The following is a 17,334-nucleotide window of genomic DNA, read 5'->3' on the forward strand; positions in this document are numbered from 1 at the left end:
TTTAGTGATAATTTTCAATTCCACCCTCCAAACTAAACACGTTCAAATCAGGAAAATGATTTTTTAAAATGGCAGTTGCTTTGTAGCTATTCAATCCTTTTTGGCAAACCATTATGTATGTTTTTGACGTATCAATTTGAATTTTATCAATTGAAAAATCTTGAATTGGAATGGTTTGAGAAACTTGAAAAGGCAATTGTAAGTTTGGCAAAACTGCAATAATTTCTAAACTTTCTGATGATAATTTCTCTTTCAAGTCAAAAGAATGAATCAACCAATTTGGATTTTGAGTTTCGCAACTCGCATCAAAATAACTTTCAGCATCAAAAATTTTCTGAATTTTATCTTTTAAAAAAGTAGGTTTTAGTTGCATTTTCAATTGTGAATTTTTCAAAGAATTGTAAATCAATAATTCATTTTGAAGTGGTTTTCCTACTTCAGTGATAATTTTCAAAACCTCATTTACTTGTGCAGTTGCAATCAATCCAACAATTGCATTCAAAGTTCCTGCAGTTTCGCAATTTGGAATATCAGTAGTCATTTTAGGAAAAGCATCTCTTAAATTTGCAGAGAAAAATCCGTTTTGTTGTAGCAAATTGAAACTTGCTACATAGCCATCAAACTTATACAAAGAACCATACACTAGAGGCTTTTTTTTCAGTACACAGGCATCATTTAATAAGTATTTTGTGGTCAAAGAATCTGTCCCATCAACCACAACATCAACTGTTGAAATCAACTCAAAAATGGTATCTTTTGTAACAGCTTTGTTGCTAAAACTCACTTGTGTAAATGGGGCTCTTTGTTTGATAAAATTAGCTAAAACTGAAGCTTTGGGTTTCCCAATATCATCCAACGAATAAAAAACCTGTCTGTGCAAATTGCTGACATCAATCGTATCAAAATCTACCAAATGAATTTTTCCAATGCCACTCGCAGCCAAATACACAGCAATTGTACTTCCTAAACCTCCACAACCAACAATTAAAACTGAGGCATTTTGGAGTTTTTCTTGTCCAATTTCACCAATTTCTGATAACGTAATTTGACGTTTGAAAAGTTGATTTTTATTAGGTTTCATAGTGATTTGTCATTTCGAAATGAGCCTTTTTAGGCGATTGAGAAATCTTATTTTAATTATTTTTCAACTGTTTTAAAACCGCTTCAAACTCTTCAGGAGTATTGATATTTCGAATCAAATCATCCTCCACTTCTACAATTTCAACATCATTATTGATGAGCATTTTTCGCGGACAAGAATAGCCTTGTGCCAAATATTGCAACAAAATCGGATACGCTTTTGGTTCGTAAATGGTAATTAAAGGTTCTACAAACTCCATATTTTTTCCTTTGATTGCGGTTGCAACTTTGCTAGGATTTCTTTTTTGCAACAACAATTTTATCAAATCTTCATTCACAAAAGGAAGGTCTGTTGCCAAGACAAACCAAGCCGAATTCGCATCTTTTTGAAACGCAGAACAAATACCTCCAAAAGGACCTAAATTCAAGAAAGTATCTGAAATTTCTGTGGGATTTTCTGATAAATTTGCCACTGAAAAATAGGTTTCTAAACTTTGCTTTTCTAATAATTCTTTGGCAAATTCTTTTTGTGGTTTTCCGTGAAAATTAAGTAACGATTTGTTTGTTCCCATCCTTGTGCTTTTTCCGCCAATCAAAATCAAGCCTTTTACGTTTCCTATTTTTTGTTGAATGATTTGCTTAATTAGGATTGAAATTTTATCAATCTCATCTATTGAAAAACAAGGAATATTGTTGATTTCAGGGAATTTTTCTATCAAAAAAGGAAAAATAGCTGTTTCCTTTTTTAGTTTGATGATGCCTTGAATATTTGTTAATTGCGACATTCTTTTTAAAACAGAAGCTTCTTTTTCTTCGTCTAAAATCAAGATTTGTTTGACACCTTCAAAATGATTTCCATTGATAAATAATAAATCAAATTGTGAAAAAACCAATCGTTGTTGATAGGAATTTACTTTTTGAAAAGTAGCAATTTGTACATTTCCTTCGTGGTGAAATGTAAATTCTGAAAGTGTATTTGGAGTCACATCTTTTGCATGAGAAGCATCAAAATACGCTAATTTAAAGTGAGATAATTTTGCGGAAATTTGGTGAACCAAATCTGAAATTACATCGCATTTTGCACCTAAAATAGCAATTTCATTAGGTGCAAAAATATCGTTATTTCTCCTTGATAAATGCGTATGTTTTTGATGTTTATTCATTCTTAAAATCTGATTTTCCACCTGTTTTTTCCATCAATTTTATGGTTTTAATTTCCATTTGTTGGCTGATGCTTTTACACATGTCATAAATTGTTAAGCAGGTAACTGAAGCGCCTGTTAACGCTTCCATTTCAACACCTGTTTTTCCTTCAATAGAAACCTTACAATTTACCTCAATAGTTTCATTATCAATAATTTGAATATCAATATCAACTCCAGTAATCAACAAGGGATGACACATTGGAATCAATTCTGATGTCTTTTTAACTGCTTGAATTCCTGCTATAATTGCTGTTTGAAAAACAGGCCCTTTTTTTGTCATCAATTCATTATTGGTAAAATGAGAAATCACTTCAGTTCCTAAAAACATGGTTGCTTTAGCTATGGCAGTTCTATGGGTAATTTGTTTGTCAGAAACATTTACCATTTTTGGATTTCCGGTTTTGTTGATGTGAGAAAATTCGCTCATTATTTATAAATAATTATTGGATAACTTTCGCCTTTTTTAAACTCAGTTTTATCATTTGGTAATTGAATAAATCCATCTGCTTTTATCAAACTTGATAAATCTCCTGAACCATTTGAATTGATAGGAGTTGCTATTAAATGTCCAAATCTGTAGTGAATTTTAACTTGTAAAAAATAGGTTAAATCTGGTTTAAAATAAATATCTTCTGCTAAAATTGCTGTTTTTTCTTCGAATTTTATTCCCACAAATTTGTAAAACCAAGAATAAAAATACACCAAACAATTCACAAAAGTCGATACAGGATTTCCAGGAAATGCAAATATGCTACACGTTTCAGTTTGTCCAAACCAAAATGGTTTTCCTGGTCTTTGTGCTACTTGATGAAACAATTTTTGAACGCCTAATTCTTCTAAAACTTCTGGTAAAAAATCAAATTTTCCTTTGCTAACTGCACCACTAAAAAGCAGTACATCAAAGGTTTCTAAATATTTTTTTATGTTAGTTTTTAAAACTTCTTTGTCATCAGAAATATGATTTGTTGATGATGGAATTTTTAAATTTTCTAACAAAGAAACCAATGTAAAAACATTACTTCTTCTGATTTGATGCGCTAATGGAATTCCATCAACATCAACCAATTCATCACCCGTAGAAATAATCATCACTTTGGGTTGTTTAGCAACTTTTACAGTTGATTTTCCAACAGTGGCAAAAACACCAATTTCTGCAGGACTAATTTGGATGTTTTTTGGAATTAAAATTGCTCCTTTTTGTTCATCTTTTCCTTGTGGATGAATGTTTTGAAAATCTTTAACTTCATCAATCAAAATGGTTGCAATTCCATTGTTAATCTCCAAATCTTCATACCTAACAACAGCTGACGTATTTTTCGGTAATACAGCACCAGTCATCACTTCAATACAATTTTTAGGATTTTTTAAAGAACGTTGTTCACTTCCGGCTGCTTGAATTCCTTCAATAAAAAATTCTTTTTGTCCGTTTTGAAATTGCTGAAAATCGATGGCAATTCCGTCCATAGAAACTCTGTTGAATGGCGGAAAATCTCTGTCTGCAACTATGCTTTCTTTTAAAATTCTTCCATTTGATTGGAAAAAAGGGATTTCTTCAACACCAAAGTCTTGGGTTGAGTTTAAAACAATTTGTAAAGCTTTTTCAACTGAAATCATTTTTAACCTCCTATTGTACTCATACTTTCAGAAACATTTCCCTTTTTACGATTTGCTTCTGCTACAAATCCATTTTCAGGTTTTTCTTTAATGAGTGATAAAAAAAGTGTTTTTAAATCATCATTTGAGGCGCCATTTCTGATAAAATCTCTCAAATTAAAAACGCCATCATCAAACAAACAATTTTTAAAAGTGCCCATAGAAGTAATTCTGATTCTATTACAATCATTACAAATCGTTCTTGTAAAAGCAGGAATAATTCCGACTGAACCTACATGATTTTCAATATGATAATTTCGTGATGTGGATGATTTTTCTGATACAATTTCAGTAACATCAAACTGACTTTTAATCTCGTTTAAAATTTTAGTGAATGTCCAATTTTCGTTCATTTCACGCTGACCTTTTCCATTGAAAGGCATTTCTTCAATAAATCGAACAGCAACATTTTTATCTTTGGTTAATCTAACAAAATCAACAATTTCATCAGTATTAAAACCTGATTGAACAACCACATTTAACTTGAGATTGAGACTGCTTTTTTCAAGCAAATCAAACGTTTTAAAGACTTCAGGAAATACATCTCTTCTGGTAATTTTGGCAAATTTATCAGGTTGTAAACTATCAATACTCAAATTGATTGTTTTTACTTTTTCTAACTTTTCAAGTGTAGAAATATGTTCAGAAATCAACGCTCCATTTGTAGTAATATTGATGGTTTCTAACAAATCGTTATACGAAAGCATTTCTAAAAAACCAATAAAATCCTTTCTCACAAAAGGTTCACCACCTGTTAAACGCACTTTTGTAACGCCTAATTCTGTCAAAACACGAATTAAACGATACATTTCTTTAAAAGTTAATAATTCTTCTCTTGGCACAATATCAATTCCTTGAGCAGGCATGCAATATTGGCAACGCAAATTACAACGATCTGTAACTGCTAATCGCACATAATTGATTTGACGCCCAAAAGAATCGACTAAATTGTTCATTAATTTGGTAATTTTTTACTCAATAATCCATAAATGAAAGCGCCAATCAAAGCAGAAATTAACAAAATCAAAGCGGGTAAAAATTTGAATCCCAGAATTACAAAAATAGGTCCTGCACAGGCACCAGAAATTCCCCATCCAATTCCAAAAAAAGTTCCTCCAACCAAAGTTCTAACAAACCCTTTTTCTTTCTTTTTTGGAGTGATGATGTTACCATGAATGTCTTTTATTTTTCCGTGTTTAAATAACTGCATAAAAATGGCTGAAATGACAATAGCACTCCCAATAATTCCAAACATATGAAACGATTGAAAACGAAACATTTCATAAAAACGTACCCAAGAAATAGCTTGAGATTTGCTTAAAACAATCGCAAAAAAGATTCCTAAAACTAAAAATTTGATATTTCTCATAACTTAAAAAATTGAAGGGATGATAAACCAAGCAGCAATAATACCACCAATAAAAAAACCAATAACAGCCAATAATGATGGAAATTGCAAACTACTTAATCCTGTAATTGCGTGTCCTGAAGTACAACCTCCTGCATAACGTGTTCCAAAACCAATTAACAATCCTGAGAATACTAAAATGAAAAATCCTTTGAGAGAAAAAACGGCTTCATTGCTAAATATTTCATCTGGAAAATATTGATTTCCAACATTCGAAAAGCCTATTTCTGTTAATTCTTGCACAGATTTCGGATTCAAATTTACAGTTTGATCAGGAATCAAAAAGTTGGACGCAATGAATCCACCAATTACCAAACCAATTGCGAACATCAGTCCATAATCGCGTTCTTTCCAATCTTTTTTGAAATAATCAGAGAATTTTCCTGCTCCAGCCAAAGTGCAAAGCGTTTCGAAATCAGTAGATGTACCAAAGTTTTTACCAAAATAAAAGTATAAAACCAACGAAAGTGCAATTAAAGGACCTCCAACAAACCAAGGCCAAGGTTCAAATATAAAATCCATATTATAATCTTGTTTTTAGATAATTCATAATTTTTTGAGTTGCTCCCAAATGTTCTTGAATGTATTTTTTATTGATATTTCCAGTTGCTAATCTGAAATTTTTATCTTGATTCAGTTTTGTAAAAATAGTTGAAAATTCGCTTTGATTGCTGATTGAAATACAGCCATTTAAACGAACTAAATCAACAGCTTCTTTAAATTTTTGATATTTATTGCCAATTACAACAGGAATCCCAAAAGTTGCAGGCTCTAAAATATTGTGCAATCCTGTTTTGAGACCTCCACCAACGTAAGCCACATCTGCAGCAGCGTAAATTTTAGTTAAAATTCCGATGGTATCAATGATAAAAACATCAAAATCAGCTAATTTTTTTTCTTCTTTTTCTGAAAATAATACCGTTTTTTTATTAATTGATTTTTGCAATGTTGCAATTGCTTCTTTGTTAATATTGTGTGGAGCAATGATGAATTTTTCCTTTGAAGAATCATTTTTATTGATGTAGTTAATCAATAATTCTTCATCATCTCTCCAAGTACTTCCTGCAACAATTGTGTATTGATTATTTTTAAATGCTGATATAAAATCCAGAGTATTGTTTTGTTGTAAAATTTTTGCGACCCGATCAAAACGAGTATCACCAACAACTGTATTATTTTTAAAATCAATACTTTCTAACAATTTTTTGGATGTTTCATCTTGCAGAAAGAAATGATGAAATGTTTGTAAAGCAACTCTCATAAAGTTTCCATACGATTTAAAAAAAAGTTGATTTTCTCTAAAAATCCCAGAAACTAGTAATGTGGGAATTTCATTTCTTTTTAACTCGAATAAGAAATTAGGCCAAAATTCATACTTTATAAAAATAACAAATTTAATTTGCAATTTACCTATAAATTGCTGGGCATTTGATTTAGAATCCAAAGGTAAATAGCAAATTACATCTGCTAAATCATAGTTTTTTCTGATTTCATATCCAGATGGAGAGAAAAAAGTAACCAATATTTTATACTTTGAAAATGAACTTTTCAACTCCTCAATAATGGGTCTTGCTTGCTCAAATTCGCCCAAAGAAGCTGCATGAAACCAAATAACTTCTTGATTTTTTAAAGTTGTAATTTTAGGAAAAGTCTCTTTTCTACCATCAACAAATAATTTTATTTTTTTATTGAATACAGCAATAATTGGCAATAGAATTGAAGTTAAAAAAACTATAAGATTGTACAAATAATTCATGAAAGTAAAAGTACAAAATTGAGCGCAGTAATAAATGAAGAACTTACAAACAAGTGTCTTATTTTACGAATAAAAAAGCCATCCATAAGGATGGCTAAAGTTTTATAGTTGATCTTAAAACAAATTGTTCCCCCGAAAAATTGCTTAAGATTGTTACTAAACACAATAAAGGTAAGGTATTTTAAGAAAAATAAGTTTAAAATGTTCTAAATGATTGATTTTGTGTTCTTAAATTAGATTAATTCGTTTTACAATATCTTCTCTAAACTTTTTACCAATAGGAATTTCTTCTTCAATAATTTTAACTGAATTACTATTAATCTGCGTTAAATATGCAATATTGATAACAAATCCTCTGTGAACTCTAATAAAATTGCTATTCAATTTGCTTAAAATATCGTTTAAACTAGTTCTTACAACATATTTTTGTTGATTATGAAGTAAAATTTCAACATAAACGTGGTCGCTTTTCAAATACAAAATATCACTGAAAGAAACTTTTGTGAAAAATCCTTTATTTTTAATGAAAATTGCCTCTTTGATAATCAGATTTTCTTCCATTAAATCTCCTGATTTTACTGAAAAATTATGCAACGCAATTTCAATAGAGCTATACAACTCTTCTTTTGAAAAGGGTTTTATCAAATAAGCAGGAGGTTTTACTTCTTTAGCTTGATTGATAGTAAAAGAATCAGAATTGGATGTTAGAAAAATAAATGGAAAGTGATAACTCTCTCTGATTCTTTTTGCCAAATCAATCCCTGATTTCTTACCAGAAAGTTGGATATCTAAAATGGCAATATCGGGTTTTTCAGTTTCAATTGTTTCAATTGCTTCTGTAAAATTTATTGCAGGTTCTAAAGCATGATATCCCAGTTCATTTAATGCATTACAAATACTATCTGCAATGATTATTTCGTCTTCTACAACCAGTATTTTTACTTTTTCCATCTTGATTTATTGCTTACACAATGTATAAAAAGATTATAAAGTTTTCGATGTTTTTTTAAAAATTTTTAATGCACTAGTCCTCTAGTATAATTATCTTTAAATGTAATTTCGAATTTTGCTCCATCTTGATTCAATTGTTTTAAGGTTCCGTGCAACTGTTTCACCAATCTATTTACCAGAAGCAATCCCAAACTTTTTGCATTTTTGATGTCAAAATCTTCGGAAATTCCATTGCCATTATCTTGAATTATCAATTTAAAGTGTTCAGCTTCTTTGTGAATAGAAATAGAAAGTTTGTTTTCTTTTTCATTATGAAACGCGTATTTGTAAGCATTCGTAATTATTTCATTGATAATTAATCCTAATGGAATTGCAGTATCTACCTCAAAAAACATATTTACAGCATCAATTGTAGTTTCTACATTATTTTTTTGTTTGTAAGCAATTGATAATTCTTTTGTTAACATTTTTAAATATTCATTAAAATCAATCAATCCTGTATCATTTTGATATAATTTTTGATGAATCAACGCCATAGATTTTACGCGATTTTTTCCTTCATTAACAAGTTCTAGAGCTTTTTTATCGGAAATGCCTTTTGTTTGCAATTCTAATAAACTTGCCACAATTTGAAAGTTATTTTTTACTCTGTGATGCACTTCTTTTATTAGCAACTCTTTCTCTTTCAACGTTTCATTTATTATCTCATTTTTATGAGTAAGTTCTTTAGATTGTCTTAAAACTTTTCGAATAATCAATAAACTTATGAAAAGAAAAACACCTACAAGAACTAAAATCAAACTATATAATTTGTTTTTTTCTTGTTCATTTTCAATTTCTTGCTGTTTGGTTTTTTCTACTTGTTCTATTTTAAAATCCGCTAAAGATTTTGATAAATCTTGAGAATAAATCTTTCTTGTGAGCGCAATTGACTGATCTTTAACTTCTAAAGCTTCCTCTAAAAAATCATTGTTAACCAATGCGTTAGAACTTTCAAACAAAAGTTTATAAAAATCGTTCTGATTTAAATCTTTCCCAAGAATTTGAAATTTTTCAACCAATTGTTTAATATCACTTACTTCAAATTTTTGCAAAACTTGATCTCTAATAAGTGTATCTGTATCTGGTCTTCCCAACAATTTTAAGTACAAAGAATAAGTTTGAATCTTGTAAGTTGGGTCATTATACAATTCATCTATCAACTTTAAAACCTTATCAGTATAGCCTCCTTTATATATATAAGCATCTATTAAATGTTGTAAAATGGCGTGATAATAGGGTGTGTGTTTTTGAAGTTGATTTTCTAAAGCCAAACTTTCTTCAGAAATTTTAATGTATTCATCTAGTTTTCTTTCGATTACTAAAAAATCTGATAGATGATACATGAACATAATTTGAAGTTCTAAATCATTGAGTTTTCTTGATTTTTCTAAACATTCTAAAGTCAATTTTTTTCCATCCTCAACATTTTTTTCAATAAGATTTAACACAATTGGATGTGTTTGTATTCGCAAAGATGCTTTTTGAATGGCAATATCATTTTTATTAAAATTAGACAAATATTTCTCTAATTCTCGGTGTTTTTCAGAAGCTTTTTCAACACTAACATCATCTCTTAAATTATAAATTTGATCGCATTTTATCTGAAAAAACGACTTATTAAACTGATTAGTTTCTGGTGTTTTTATAGTCTCATCAATAAAATTTGAAATTCTTTCATATCTTATAGAAGTTCTGTTGCTTAAATTTGAAAATAAAATGTTGTATTCTTTGTAGGTTAGTTTTTCGTTTAAAGCAATTTTTTCGAGGATTGATTTGTATTCAGACTTGTCTAAATTTTTTAAAAAATAAGTAGCTGAATCTAATTTTTTAGTTAAAATAAACTCCTCAATTTTAGTTTCGAGTTCCTCTTGTGAAAATTCCTTTTTCTGACAGTGCAGTGAGAGAGAAATGAGAAATAAAAAAGTGTATAAAAAAATTTTCATAGTTGATTTTTGATTTCTAAAAATAGTAAAACTATTGATAGAAACAATGATTTGAAAAAATTAATATAAAAAAACGCTCAAACAATAATGCTTGAGCGTTTTACTATAGTGTTGATAAAGATTTTATTAAGCTTCAAATGGAGTTACAGAAACATAAGATTTATTATCTCTTTTCTTTCTAAACTCAACAATACCATCTATTTTAGCGTGTAACGTATGGTCTTTACCCATATAAACATTATCACCTGGATTGTGAGTTGTTCCTCTTTGACGAACTAAGATATTACCTGCAATTGCAGCTTGTCCACCAAATATTTTTACACCTAGACGTTTCGATTCTGATTCTCTACCGTTTTTCGAACTACCTACTCCTTTTTTATGTGCCATGACTTTATGGTTTTAAAATTGTGTTTCTTATTTAGTTAACGCATCAATCAACTCAGCTTTTTTCAAAGAACTGTAATCTTCAATACCTTTCTCTTTTGCAACCTCTCTCAATTCAGCAACTGTCATCGCACTGTAATCTACAGTAGCGGTTTTAGTCGCCTCAACTTTTGGAGCTGATGCTGTTTTTGTTGATTTTGTTTCACCAGTAGCAGCAATAGACTCAATTTGAATCTCACTTAAATACTGTCTGTGTCCGTTTTTCTTTTTGTAACCTTTTCTTCTTTTCTTTTTAAAGACGATTACTTTATCACCTTTTAAGTGACCTAAAACCTGAGCTGTTACTGAAGCTCCTTCTATAGCTGGGGCGCCAATTGTTACAGATCCATTATTATCCAATAGAAGAACATTATCAAAAGTTACTTTTGATCCTTCTTCTTCTTGTAAACGATGAACGTAAACTTTTTGGTCTTTTGCTACTTTAAACTGCTGCCCTGCTATCTCTACGATTGCGTACATACTATTTGTTTTGCGTATTAATACTTATTTGTTTGCATTTACTTCGTGAAAATGCGGGTGCAAATATAGTTCTTTTTTTAATTATATCAACAGATTTTTAAAATTAATTTGCAGATACTGAATCAAATAAAATTTTAATTCTATTCGTATTTGTAAAGTATGTTTAGTATTTTTGAAAAAACAATAAACAGCAATATTTTCTTGTAACATTGGCTGTTTCTTTGCGTCAAATCAAACTGAAACTTTTATTAACTAAATATCTATCAATGAAAAAAAGGATTGTAACACTTTTTACGGTGTTTTTAGTAGCGATTTCTTCAACAGCACAAAAAGTTGATTTTGAAGAATATAAATTAAATAATGGCATGCATGTCATTTTACATCAAGACAATTCTGCTCCTGTTGTTGTTACATCAGTAATGTATCACGTTGGTGCAAAAGACGAACAACCAGACAGAACAGGAATGGCACATTTTTTTGAACATTTATTGTTTGAAGGAACAGAAAACATCAAAAAAGGAGAATGGTTTAAAATTGTTTCTTCAAACGGAGGAAGAAATAATGCCAATACAACTGATGATAGAACATATTATTATGAAATTTTTCCATCAAACAAAATTGAATTAGGATTGTGGATGGAATCTGAACGTTTATTGCACCCAATCATTGGTCAAGATGGTGTAAATACACAAAACGAAGTTGTAAAAGAAGAAAAAAGATTGCGTGTTGACAATCAACCATATTCTCGTTTTTTAGAATATGTAAAACTAAATATGTTTAAAAAACATCCTTACAAAGGAACAACTATTGGAAAAATGGAGCATTTAGATGCTGCAACTTTGGATGAGTTTTTAGCTTTCAACAAAAAATATTACGTTCCAAACAATGCAACATTGGTTGTTGCTGGTGATATTGATATCAATCAAGCAAAAAAAATGATTGAATCTTATTTTGGTCCAATTCCAAGAGGCGAAGAAATTAAAAGAGATTTTCCACAAGAAGATCCAATTACTGAGCCTATCAAAGCAACAGCTTACGATCCAAATATTCAAATTCCAGCAATTATGACTGCTTATAGAACGCCGTCAATGAAAACCAGAGATTCTAGAGTTTTAGATATGATTTCTTCGTATTTAAGCACAGGAAGAAGTTCTGTTTTGTATAAAAAATTGGTTGATGATAAAAAAATGGCATTGCAAGTGGGTGCAATTAATTTGAGTCAAGAAGATTACGGAACTTATATTTTATACGGTTTGCCACAAGGTGACAATAAATTGGAAGAATTGGTAAAAGAAATTGATGAAGAAGTTGTGAAAATTCAAACAGATTTAATTTCTGAAAAAGATTATGAAAAACTTCAAAATCAGTTTGAAAATAACTTTGTGAATTCGAACTCAAGTGTTGAAGGAATTGCAAGTTCTTTAGCAACCTATCATGTATTGTATGGTGATACCAACCTTATCAATACAGAAATTGATATTTATAGATCTATTACAAGAGAAGAAATTAGAGAAGTAGCCAAAAAATACTTAAATCCAAATCAACGATTAATTTTAGAATATCTTCCAGAAAAAAAATAACATCAAAAGACATTATATCATATGAAAACAAGAATTATAACCTTAATCACATTACTATTCCTGTCTTTTGCTGGAAACGCTCAAATTGACAGAAGTAAACAACCTAAACCAGGACCTTCACCAAAAATAAAATTAGGAAAAGCAGAAACATTTGCCTTAAAAAATGGTTTGAAAGTTATCATGGTAGAAAACCATAAATTGCCAAGAGTTTCTGCAAATTTAACAATTGATAATGATCCTTATTTTGAAGGAGAAAAAGCAGGACTTTCATCAATGATGGGAAGTTTGCTTGGTAGAGGAACTAAAAATATCACCAAAGATGCTTTTAATGAAAAAGTAGATTATTACGGAGCAAACGTTTCGTTTTTTAGTTCAGGTGCTTTTGCATCTTCTTTAAAAAGATATTTCCCAGAAATTTTAGGATTGATGGCAGATGGCGTTAAAAATTCAACTTTTACTCAAGAAGAATTTGACAAACAACAAAAAATCATTTTAGACAATCTTAAAAATAATGAGAAAAACGTAACTTCCATTGCAAGACGTGTAGAAGATTTATTGACGTATGGAAAAGATCATCCTTATGGAGAATTTACTTCTAAAGAGACTGTAAATAATATCACTTTAAAAGATGTTGTTAAAAATTACAATGATTTTTACAAACCAAACAACGCTTATTTGGTAATTGTTGGAGATTTTGACACGAAAGAAGTAAAAAAACTCATCAATTCATTATTTGCAGATTGGCAACCAGGGACAATTCCTGCTTATACATTACCAACTCCAAAAAATGTACCAACTACCGAAATCAATTTTATTGATATGCCAAACGCAGTACAATCAGAAATTGCTGTGATTAATAATATCAACTTACAATTAGGAGACAAAGATTATTTTGCTGCAGTATTGGCAAATCAAATTTTAGGTGGTGGTGGAACTGCTAGATTGTTTCAAAATTTACGTGAAGACAAAGGATATACTTACGGAGCTTATTCAAGTGTAAGACAAAGTAAATATGCAGGAACTTTTAGAGCTTCAACAAGTGTTAGAAACATGGTTACTGACAGTTCAGTTGTAGAATTGATGAGAGAAATCAACACTATTAGATACAAAAAAGTGTCTGAAGAAGATTTGAAAAATGTAAAAGAAGAATATATTGGAGGCTTTGTAATGGATGTTCAAAAACCTGCAACTGTAGCTAGTTTTGCATTGAACATGGCAAGATATAATTTACCAAAAGACTTTTATGAAACCTATCTTGAAAAAATAAATGCAGTTACGTTGGATGACATTCAAAATGCAGCAATTAAATATTTTCAAGGAGATAAAGCTCGAATTATCATCACAGGAAAGGGAATTGATGTGTTGAAAAACTTAGAAAAAACAGATTACGTTATCAACTATTTTGACAAAGAAGGAAATCCGACAGTAAAACCAGCTATGACGTTGCCAATTCCTGATGGAATGACTGCTCAAACTGTAGTTGATAAATACTTAGCTGCTATTGGCGGAAAAGACAAAGTAATGGCTGTAAAAACCATGATGATGACTGCCAATGCAACCGTACAAGGAACTCCAATTGTAATGACATCAAAAATGGCAACACCTAATAAAACTTTACAAGAAATTTCTGTAATGGGAAATGTAATGCAAAAAACTGTTTTTGATGGTGAAAAAGGATTTATGGAAGGCAGAGGTCAAAAAATGGATATGCCAGCTGAACAAATTGCAGATGCAAAGGCAGCAAATGCTATTTTTAGTGATTTGAATTACACTGCAGGAACTTTAGACAGAATTGAACCTGTTGATGGTAAAAACATGATGGTGTTAAAATTCAATAACACCGAGGTTTTTTATGATATGACTACTTGGTTAAAAGTACAAGAAGTAAAAACAGTAAAAACTCCAGATGGAAAAGAAGTAAAAGTACCAACAACATTTGGAGATTACAAAGAAGTAAAAGGAATTAAATTCCCATTTGCAATTGGACAAAAAATGGGTCCTATGGATTTGAATTTTGAAATCAAAGAAATCAAAATAAACGAAGGGGTTTCAGAAGCAGACTTTAAATAGTTTATTTTAAAAAAGGGAAAAGAGTCTTAGTAAAGAGTCAAAACATAAAGTTTTGACTCTTTTTTATTTTAATTTTATTTGGCTTTGTTTACTAAATACACACCAAGCATAATAATCAATCCTGCTAATAATTGCAGAAAACTCAATTTTTCTCCGTCTAAAGAGCCCCAAAAAATAGCTACTAAAGGCATTAAATAAGTTACTGATGATGCAAAAACTGGGGTTGAAATTTGCACTAATTTTGTATATAAAACCTTGGCAATTCCTGTACCAAAAAGCGCTAAAATGACCACATACATCATAGATTGAATTTGAATTTCATTACCAGAAAAAGAGCTAAAAAATCCTGAAAAATACAACACAACAATTGCAGGTGGTAACATCATCAAAAAATTCCCGGTAATAATTGCCAAAGCATCTAAATCAGCCAAATGTTTTTTAACCATATTTACATTTATTGCATAGCCAAATGTGGCAATGATTGGCAACAAAGCAAACCAATAATTTTGATTCGGATTCATAGTTGCTCCTTTTAAAATGAGTATTGATGTTCCAATCAAACCCAATAAAATTCCTATAAATTGCTTTTTCTTAAAGCCAAAACCAAAAACAACTACTCCCAAAAAAAAGGTGTTAAATGGAGTTAGCGAATTTAATATTGATGCAATTGAGCTATCAATCTCTTTAACCGCAAATGAAAATAAAAAAACAGGGAAAAACGTGCCTAAAAATGCGGTGTAAAAAATATATTTCCACTGATGTTTTTGAATTTTCTTTAAACTAGAAAACCCAAAAATTAATAGTAAAACAGCAGAAGTTGTGATTCGTAAAGCACTCAAAGTTATAGGCTCAAAACCTACTAAAGCCTTTTTAATTAAAATGTATGAACTTCCCCAAACTAATGAAAGTATGATGAGAAATAACCATTTTCGTTGTTGTTGATTCATTATAAATATATTGCAAGTGCAAAATTCCGACAAATACTAAGATAAACTCTTTTAAAATTGATAAATTTGTAACATATTTTAATCAGAAAATCTTATGAGAACAAAAAATATCATTTTGAACCTTGCAGTAATTTGTTTGATAATTGCAGGTTGTAAAAAAAAAGAAAAACAAGCTACTTTGCCAGTTGAAAAAGCACAAGTTGCTTTGAACATTTCAGGAATGACTTGCGAAATTGGTTGTGCAAAAACCATTCAATCTAAATTATCAAAAAAAGAAGGTGTTTTAGATGCCAAAGTTGTTTTTGCAGATAGCATTGCAACCATCGAATTTGATGCTAATAAAACATCAGAAAAAGACTTAATCGCTTTTGTTAACGGAATTGCAGGAGGGGATATGTATAAAGCTTCTATCAACAAAAAAGAAGCGCATTCTTGTACTGAAAAATGCGAAAAAGAATGTGATAACAAATCTGCCACAAAAATGGAATGCAAAAAAGATTGCAAAATGGCTTGTTGTGCTGACAAAAAAAGTTAAGATTTAATCTTATTGAAAACAAAAAAAGCAGGCTTAGTGCCTGCTTTTTTGTTTCTAAACTTTTTTATTAAAAGTTATATCCTGTCCAGGCAAAAGCAGTTTTGTCTGCGCCTCCTGCTGTTCCTGCAGTTGCATTGATTGTTGCTCCTGTAACTGTTTTATTATCAGCAATGTTTAAACCATTTGCAGTGTTTCCAACAACTGTAATTGTTGTAGCACCATTAGCATCACCTTTTGAATCTGTCAAGTCAACAAAATCAGCAAAACTAGCTCCAACACCAACTGCTACATAAGCATTCGTAATTGTTGCAGTAGCACCTCTTCTAATTTTTATAGCATCAGTTAATTCAATTGCAGCATTGTTAATAATTGTAACACCATTGATTGTAAATACTGATTGATTGATATCAGAAGGAGAGTTTCCATCAAGATTACCATCAGCTTCAATTCCTCTTGGATCAGAAGTTACAGCTACATAACCTGCTTCTCTAACACCGTATAAATTTGTACAAGTACCGACATAACCTTGTGTAAAATCGAACATATCATCTTTTGCATTTACAACTAAAATGTTTGAAGCATTTACTGTACCTCCAAAAAATTCGATTCCGTCATCATCACCATTTAAAATAGCAATATTAGATAATACTGTGCCAGATCCAACACCATTTAAAGTCAATCCATTGTGCTCAGCTTCGTCATCAATTCTTGCTCCAGTATATTCTAAAATTACATAATTCAAAATTCCTGAATTATCATTAGCTACTGAACCACCAAATAAAATTGAATTTTTAACTTCAGTTGCTGCGTTACTTTCAGAACCATTTTGACGACTTAATGGTGCTTTTCCATTAATAATTAAACCACCCCAATCACCAGCTTTTGGACTTGTAGCGCTTGATGTAAATTTAATGGGATTTGCAGCAGTTCCGTTTGCAATTATTTTTCCACCTTTTTCAACTAAGATGTAAACATCTGTACCACCAGCTAAAGCGTTAATAGTTACACCTGCTTCAATAGTTAATGTTGCACCTTCTTTTACTAGTAATGCACCAATTAAATTGTGAGCAACTCCTGATTTTAATGTCAAATCAGATGTTAAATTTCCTGCTAAGTTTTGTACAGTTACTTCTCCACCTACATTTGTATTGTTATCATCATCACTTAATGAACATCCTGTAAAGATTAATGAAGCGATTGTTACGATTGATAAAATTGTTTTTTTCATTGTATTTGTTAGTTTATTAAATAATTTATTTAT

General features: G+C 30.3%; 17 protein-coding genes. 3 read left to right on the forward strand and 14 right to left on the reverse strand.

The genetic code is table 11. The features are described from left to right. Nucleotide 1: 1 nt before the first annotated feature. The 12 genes from WHA43_RS07640 to rplU all read right to left on the reverse strand — a co-directional run bounded on the left by WHA43_RS07640 (nucleotide 2) and on the right by rplU (nucleotide 10,941). Complete coding sequence (locus WHA43_RS07640; protein ID WP_105046484.1) at nucleotides 2-1,081, reverse strand: HesA/MoeB/ThiF family protein; 1,080 nt, start codon at nucleotides 1,079-1,081, stop codon at nucleotides 2-4. Between the two features lie 52 nt (nucleotides 1,082-1,133). After that, nucleotides 1,134-2,243 carry an NTP transferase domain-containing protein gene (locus WHA43_RS07645; RefSeq protein WP_105046485.1) on the reverse strand — a complete coding sequence of 370 codons (1,110 nt, stop codon included), beginning with the start codon at nucleotides 2,241-2,243 and terminating at the stop codon, nucleotides 1,134-1,136. After that, the gene (gene moaC / locus WHA43_RS07650) at nucleotides 2,236-2,712 is read right to left on the reverse strand and encodes a cyclic pyranopterin monophosphate synthase MoaC (protein ID WP_105046486.1); all 477 of its coding nucleotides are present in this window, start codon (nucleotides 2,710-2,712) and stop codon (nucleotides 2,236-2,238) included. Before moaC ends, WHA43_RS07645 begins: the two co-directional genes overlap by 8 nt. Further along, the gene (locus tag WHA43_RS07655; RefSeq protein ID WP_105046487.1) at nucleotides 2,712-3,899 is read right to left on the reverse strand and encodes a molybdopterin molybdotransferase MoeA; all 1,188 of its coding nucleotides are present in this window, start codon (nucleotides 3,897-3,899) and stop codon (nucleotides 2,712-2,714) included. The genes moaC and WHA43_RS07655 overlap by 1 nt, the downstream gene beginning before the upstream one ends. Nucleotides 3,900-3,901: 2 nt before the next feature. Then, nucleotides 3,902-4,894 (reverse strand): GTP 3',8-cyclase MoaA, encoded by a 993-nt coding sequence (gene moaA / locus WHA43_RS07660; RefSeq protein ID WP_105046488.1) that lies wholly within the window; start codon nucleotides 4,892-4,894, stop codon nucleotides 3,902-3,904. Further along, nucleotides 4,894-5,307: a DUF6691 family protein gene (locus tag WHA43_RS07665; protein WP_105046489.1), complete on the reverse strand. Its 414-nt coding sequence runs from the start codon at nucleotides 5,305-5,307 to the stop codon at nucleotides 4,894-4,896. The genes moaA and WHA43_RS07665 overlap by 1 nt, the downstream gene beginning before the upstream one ends. Nucleotides 5,308-5,310: 3 nt before the next feature. Then, on the reverse strand, nucleotides 5,311-5,868 hold the full coding sequence (locus WHA43_RS07670; protein WP_105046490.1) for a YeeE/YedE family protein: 558 nt from the start codon (nucleotides 5,866-5,868) through the stop codon (nucleotides 5,311-5,313). Between the two features lies 1 nt (nucleotide 5,869). Next, entirely contained in the window at nucleotides 5,870-7,102 is a 1,233-nt protein-coding gene (locus WHA43_RS07675) for a 3-deoxy-D-manno-octulosonic acid transferase (protein ID WP_105046491.1), read from the reverse strand. Nucleotides 7,103-7,330: 228 nt separating this feature from the next. Then, a complete protein-coding gene (locus WHA43_RS07680) occupies nucleotides 7,331-8,053 on the reverse strand; it encodes a LytR/AlgR family response regulator transcription factor (RefSeq protein WP_105046492.1) in 723 nt (240 codons plus the stop codon). Nucleotides 8,054-8,118: 65 nt separating this feature from the next. Beyond that, nucleotides 8,119-10,038, reverse strand: a complete 1,920-nt coding sequence (locus WHA43_RS07685) for a sensor histidine kinase (protein ID WP_105046493.1) — start codon at nucleotides 10,036-10,038, stop codon at nucleotides 8,119-8,121. Between the two features lie 126 nt (nucleotides 10,039-10,164). Further along, on the reverse strand, nucleotides 10,165-10,425 hold the full coding sequence (rpmA, locus tag WHA43_RS07690) for a 50S ribosomal protein L27 (RefSeq protein ID WP_105046494.1): 261 nt from the start codon (nucleotides 10,423-10,425) through the stop codon (nucleotides 10,165-10,167). A gap of 27 nt (nucleotides 10,426-10,452) precedes the next feature. Beyond that, a complete protein-coding gene (gene rplU / locus WHA43_RS07695) occupies nucleotides 10,453-10,941 on the reverse strand; it encodes a 50S ribosomal protein L21 (protein ID WP_105046495.1) in 489 nt (162 codons plus the stop codon). A gap of 266 nt (nucleotides 10,942-11,207) precedes the next feature. Between rplU and WHA43_RS07700 the strand changes: the two genes are divergently transcribed. After that, entirely contained in the window at nucleotides 11,208-12,521 is a 1,314-nt protein-coding gene (locus WHA43_RS07700; protein WP_105047336.1) for a M16 family metallopeptidase, read from the forward strand. Nucleotides 12,522-12,542: 21 nt separating this feature from the next. Further along, complete coding sequence (locus WHA43_RS07705; protein WP_105046496.1) at nucleotides 12,543-14,591, forward strand: M16 family metallopeptidase; 2,049 nt, start codon at nucleotides 12,543-12,545, stop codon at nucleotides 14,589-14,591. Between the two features lie 74 nt (nucleotides 14,592-14,665). Here WHA43_RS07705 and WHA43_RS07710 read toward each other — a convergent pair whose 3' ends face one another. Further along, on the reverse strand, nucleotides 14,666-15,538 hold the full coding sequence (locus tag WHA43_RS07710; RefSeq protein ID WP_105046497.1) for a DMT family transporter: 873 nt from the start codon (nucleotides 15,536-15,538) through the stop codon (nucleotides 14,666-14,668). Between the two features lie 94 nt (nucleotides 15,539-15,632). On the opposite strand from WHA43_RS07710, the gene WHA43_RS07715 reads away from it, so the two are divergent. Beyond that, nucleotides 15,633-16,073: a cation transporter gene (locus tag WHA43_RS07715; RefSeq protein WP_105046498.1), complete on the forward strand. Its 441-nt coding sequence runs from the start codon at nucleotides 15,633-15,635 to the stop codon at nucleotides 16,071-16,073. 67 nt (nucleotides 16,074-16,140) lie between these two features. On the opposite strand, the gene WHA43_RS07720 is transcribed toward WHA43_RS07715, so the two are convergent. After that, nucleotides 16,141-17,301: a hypothetical protein gene (locus tag WHA43_RS07720; protein ID WP_105046499.1), complete on the reverse strand. Its 1,161-nt coding sequence runs from the start codon at nucleotides 17,299-17,301 to the stop codon at nucleotides 16,141-16,143. Nucleotides 17,302-17,334 lie beyond the last annotated feature (33 nt).

Origin of the sequence: Polaribacter gangjinensis (assembly GCF_038024125.1) — a bacterium.
In the GTDB taxonomy this organism is placed as follows: Bacteria; Bacteroidota; Bacteroidia; order Flavobacteriales; family Flavobacteriaceae; genus Polaribacter; species Polaribacter gangjinensis.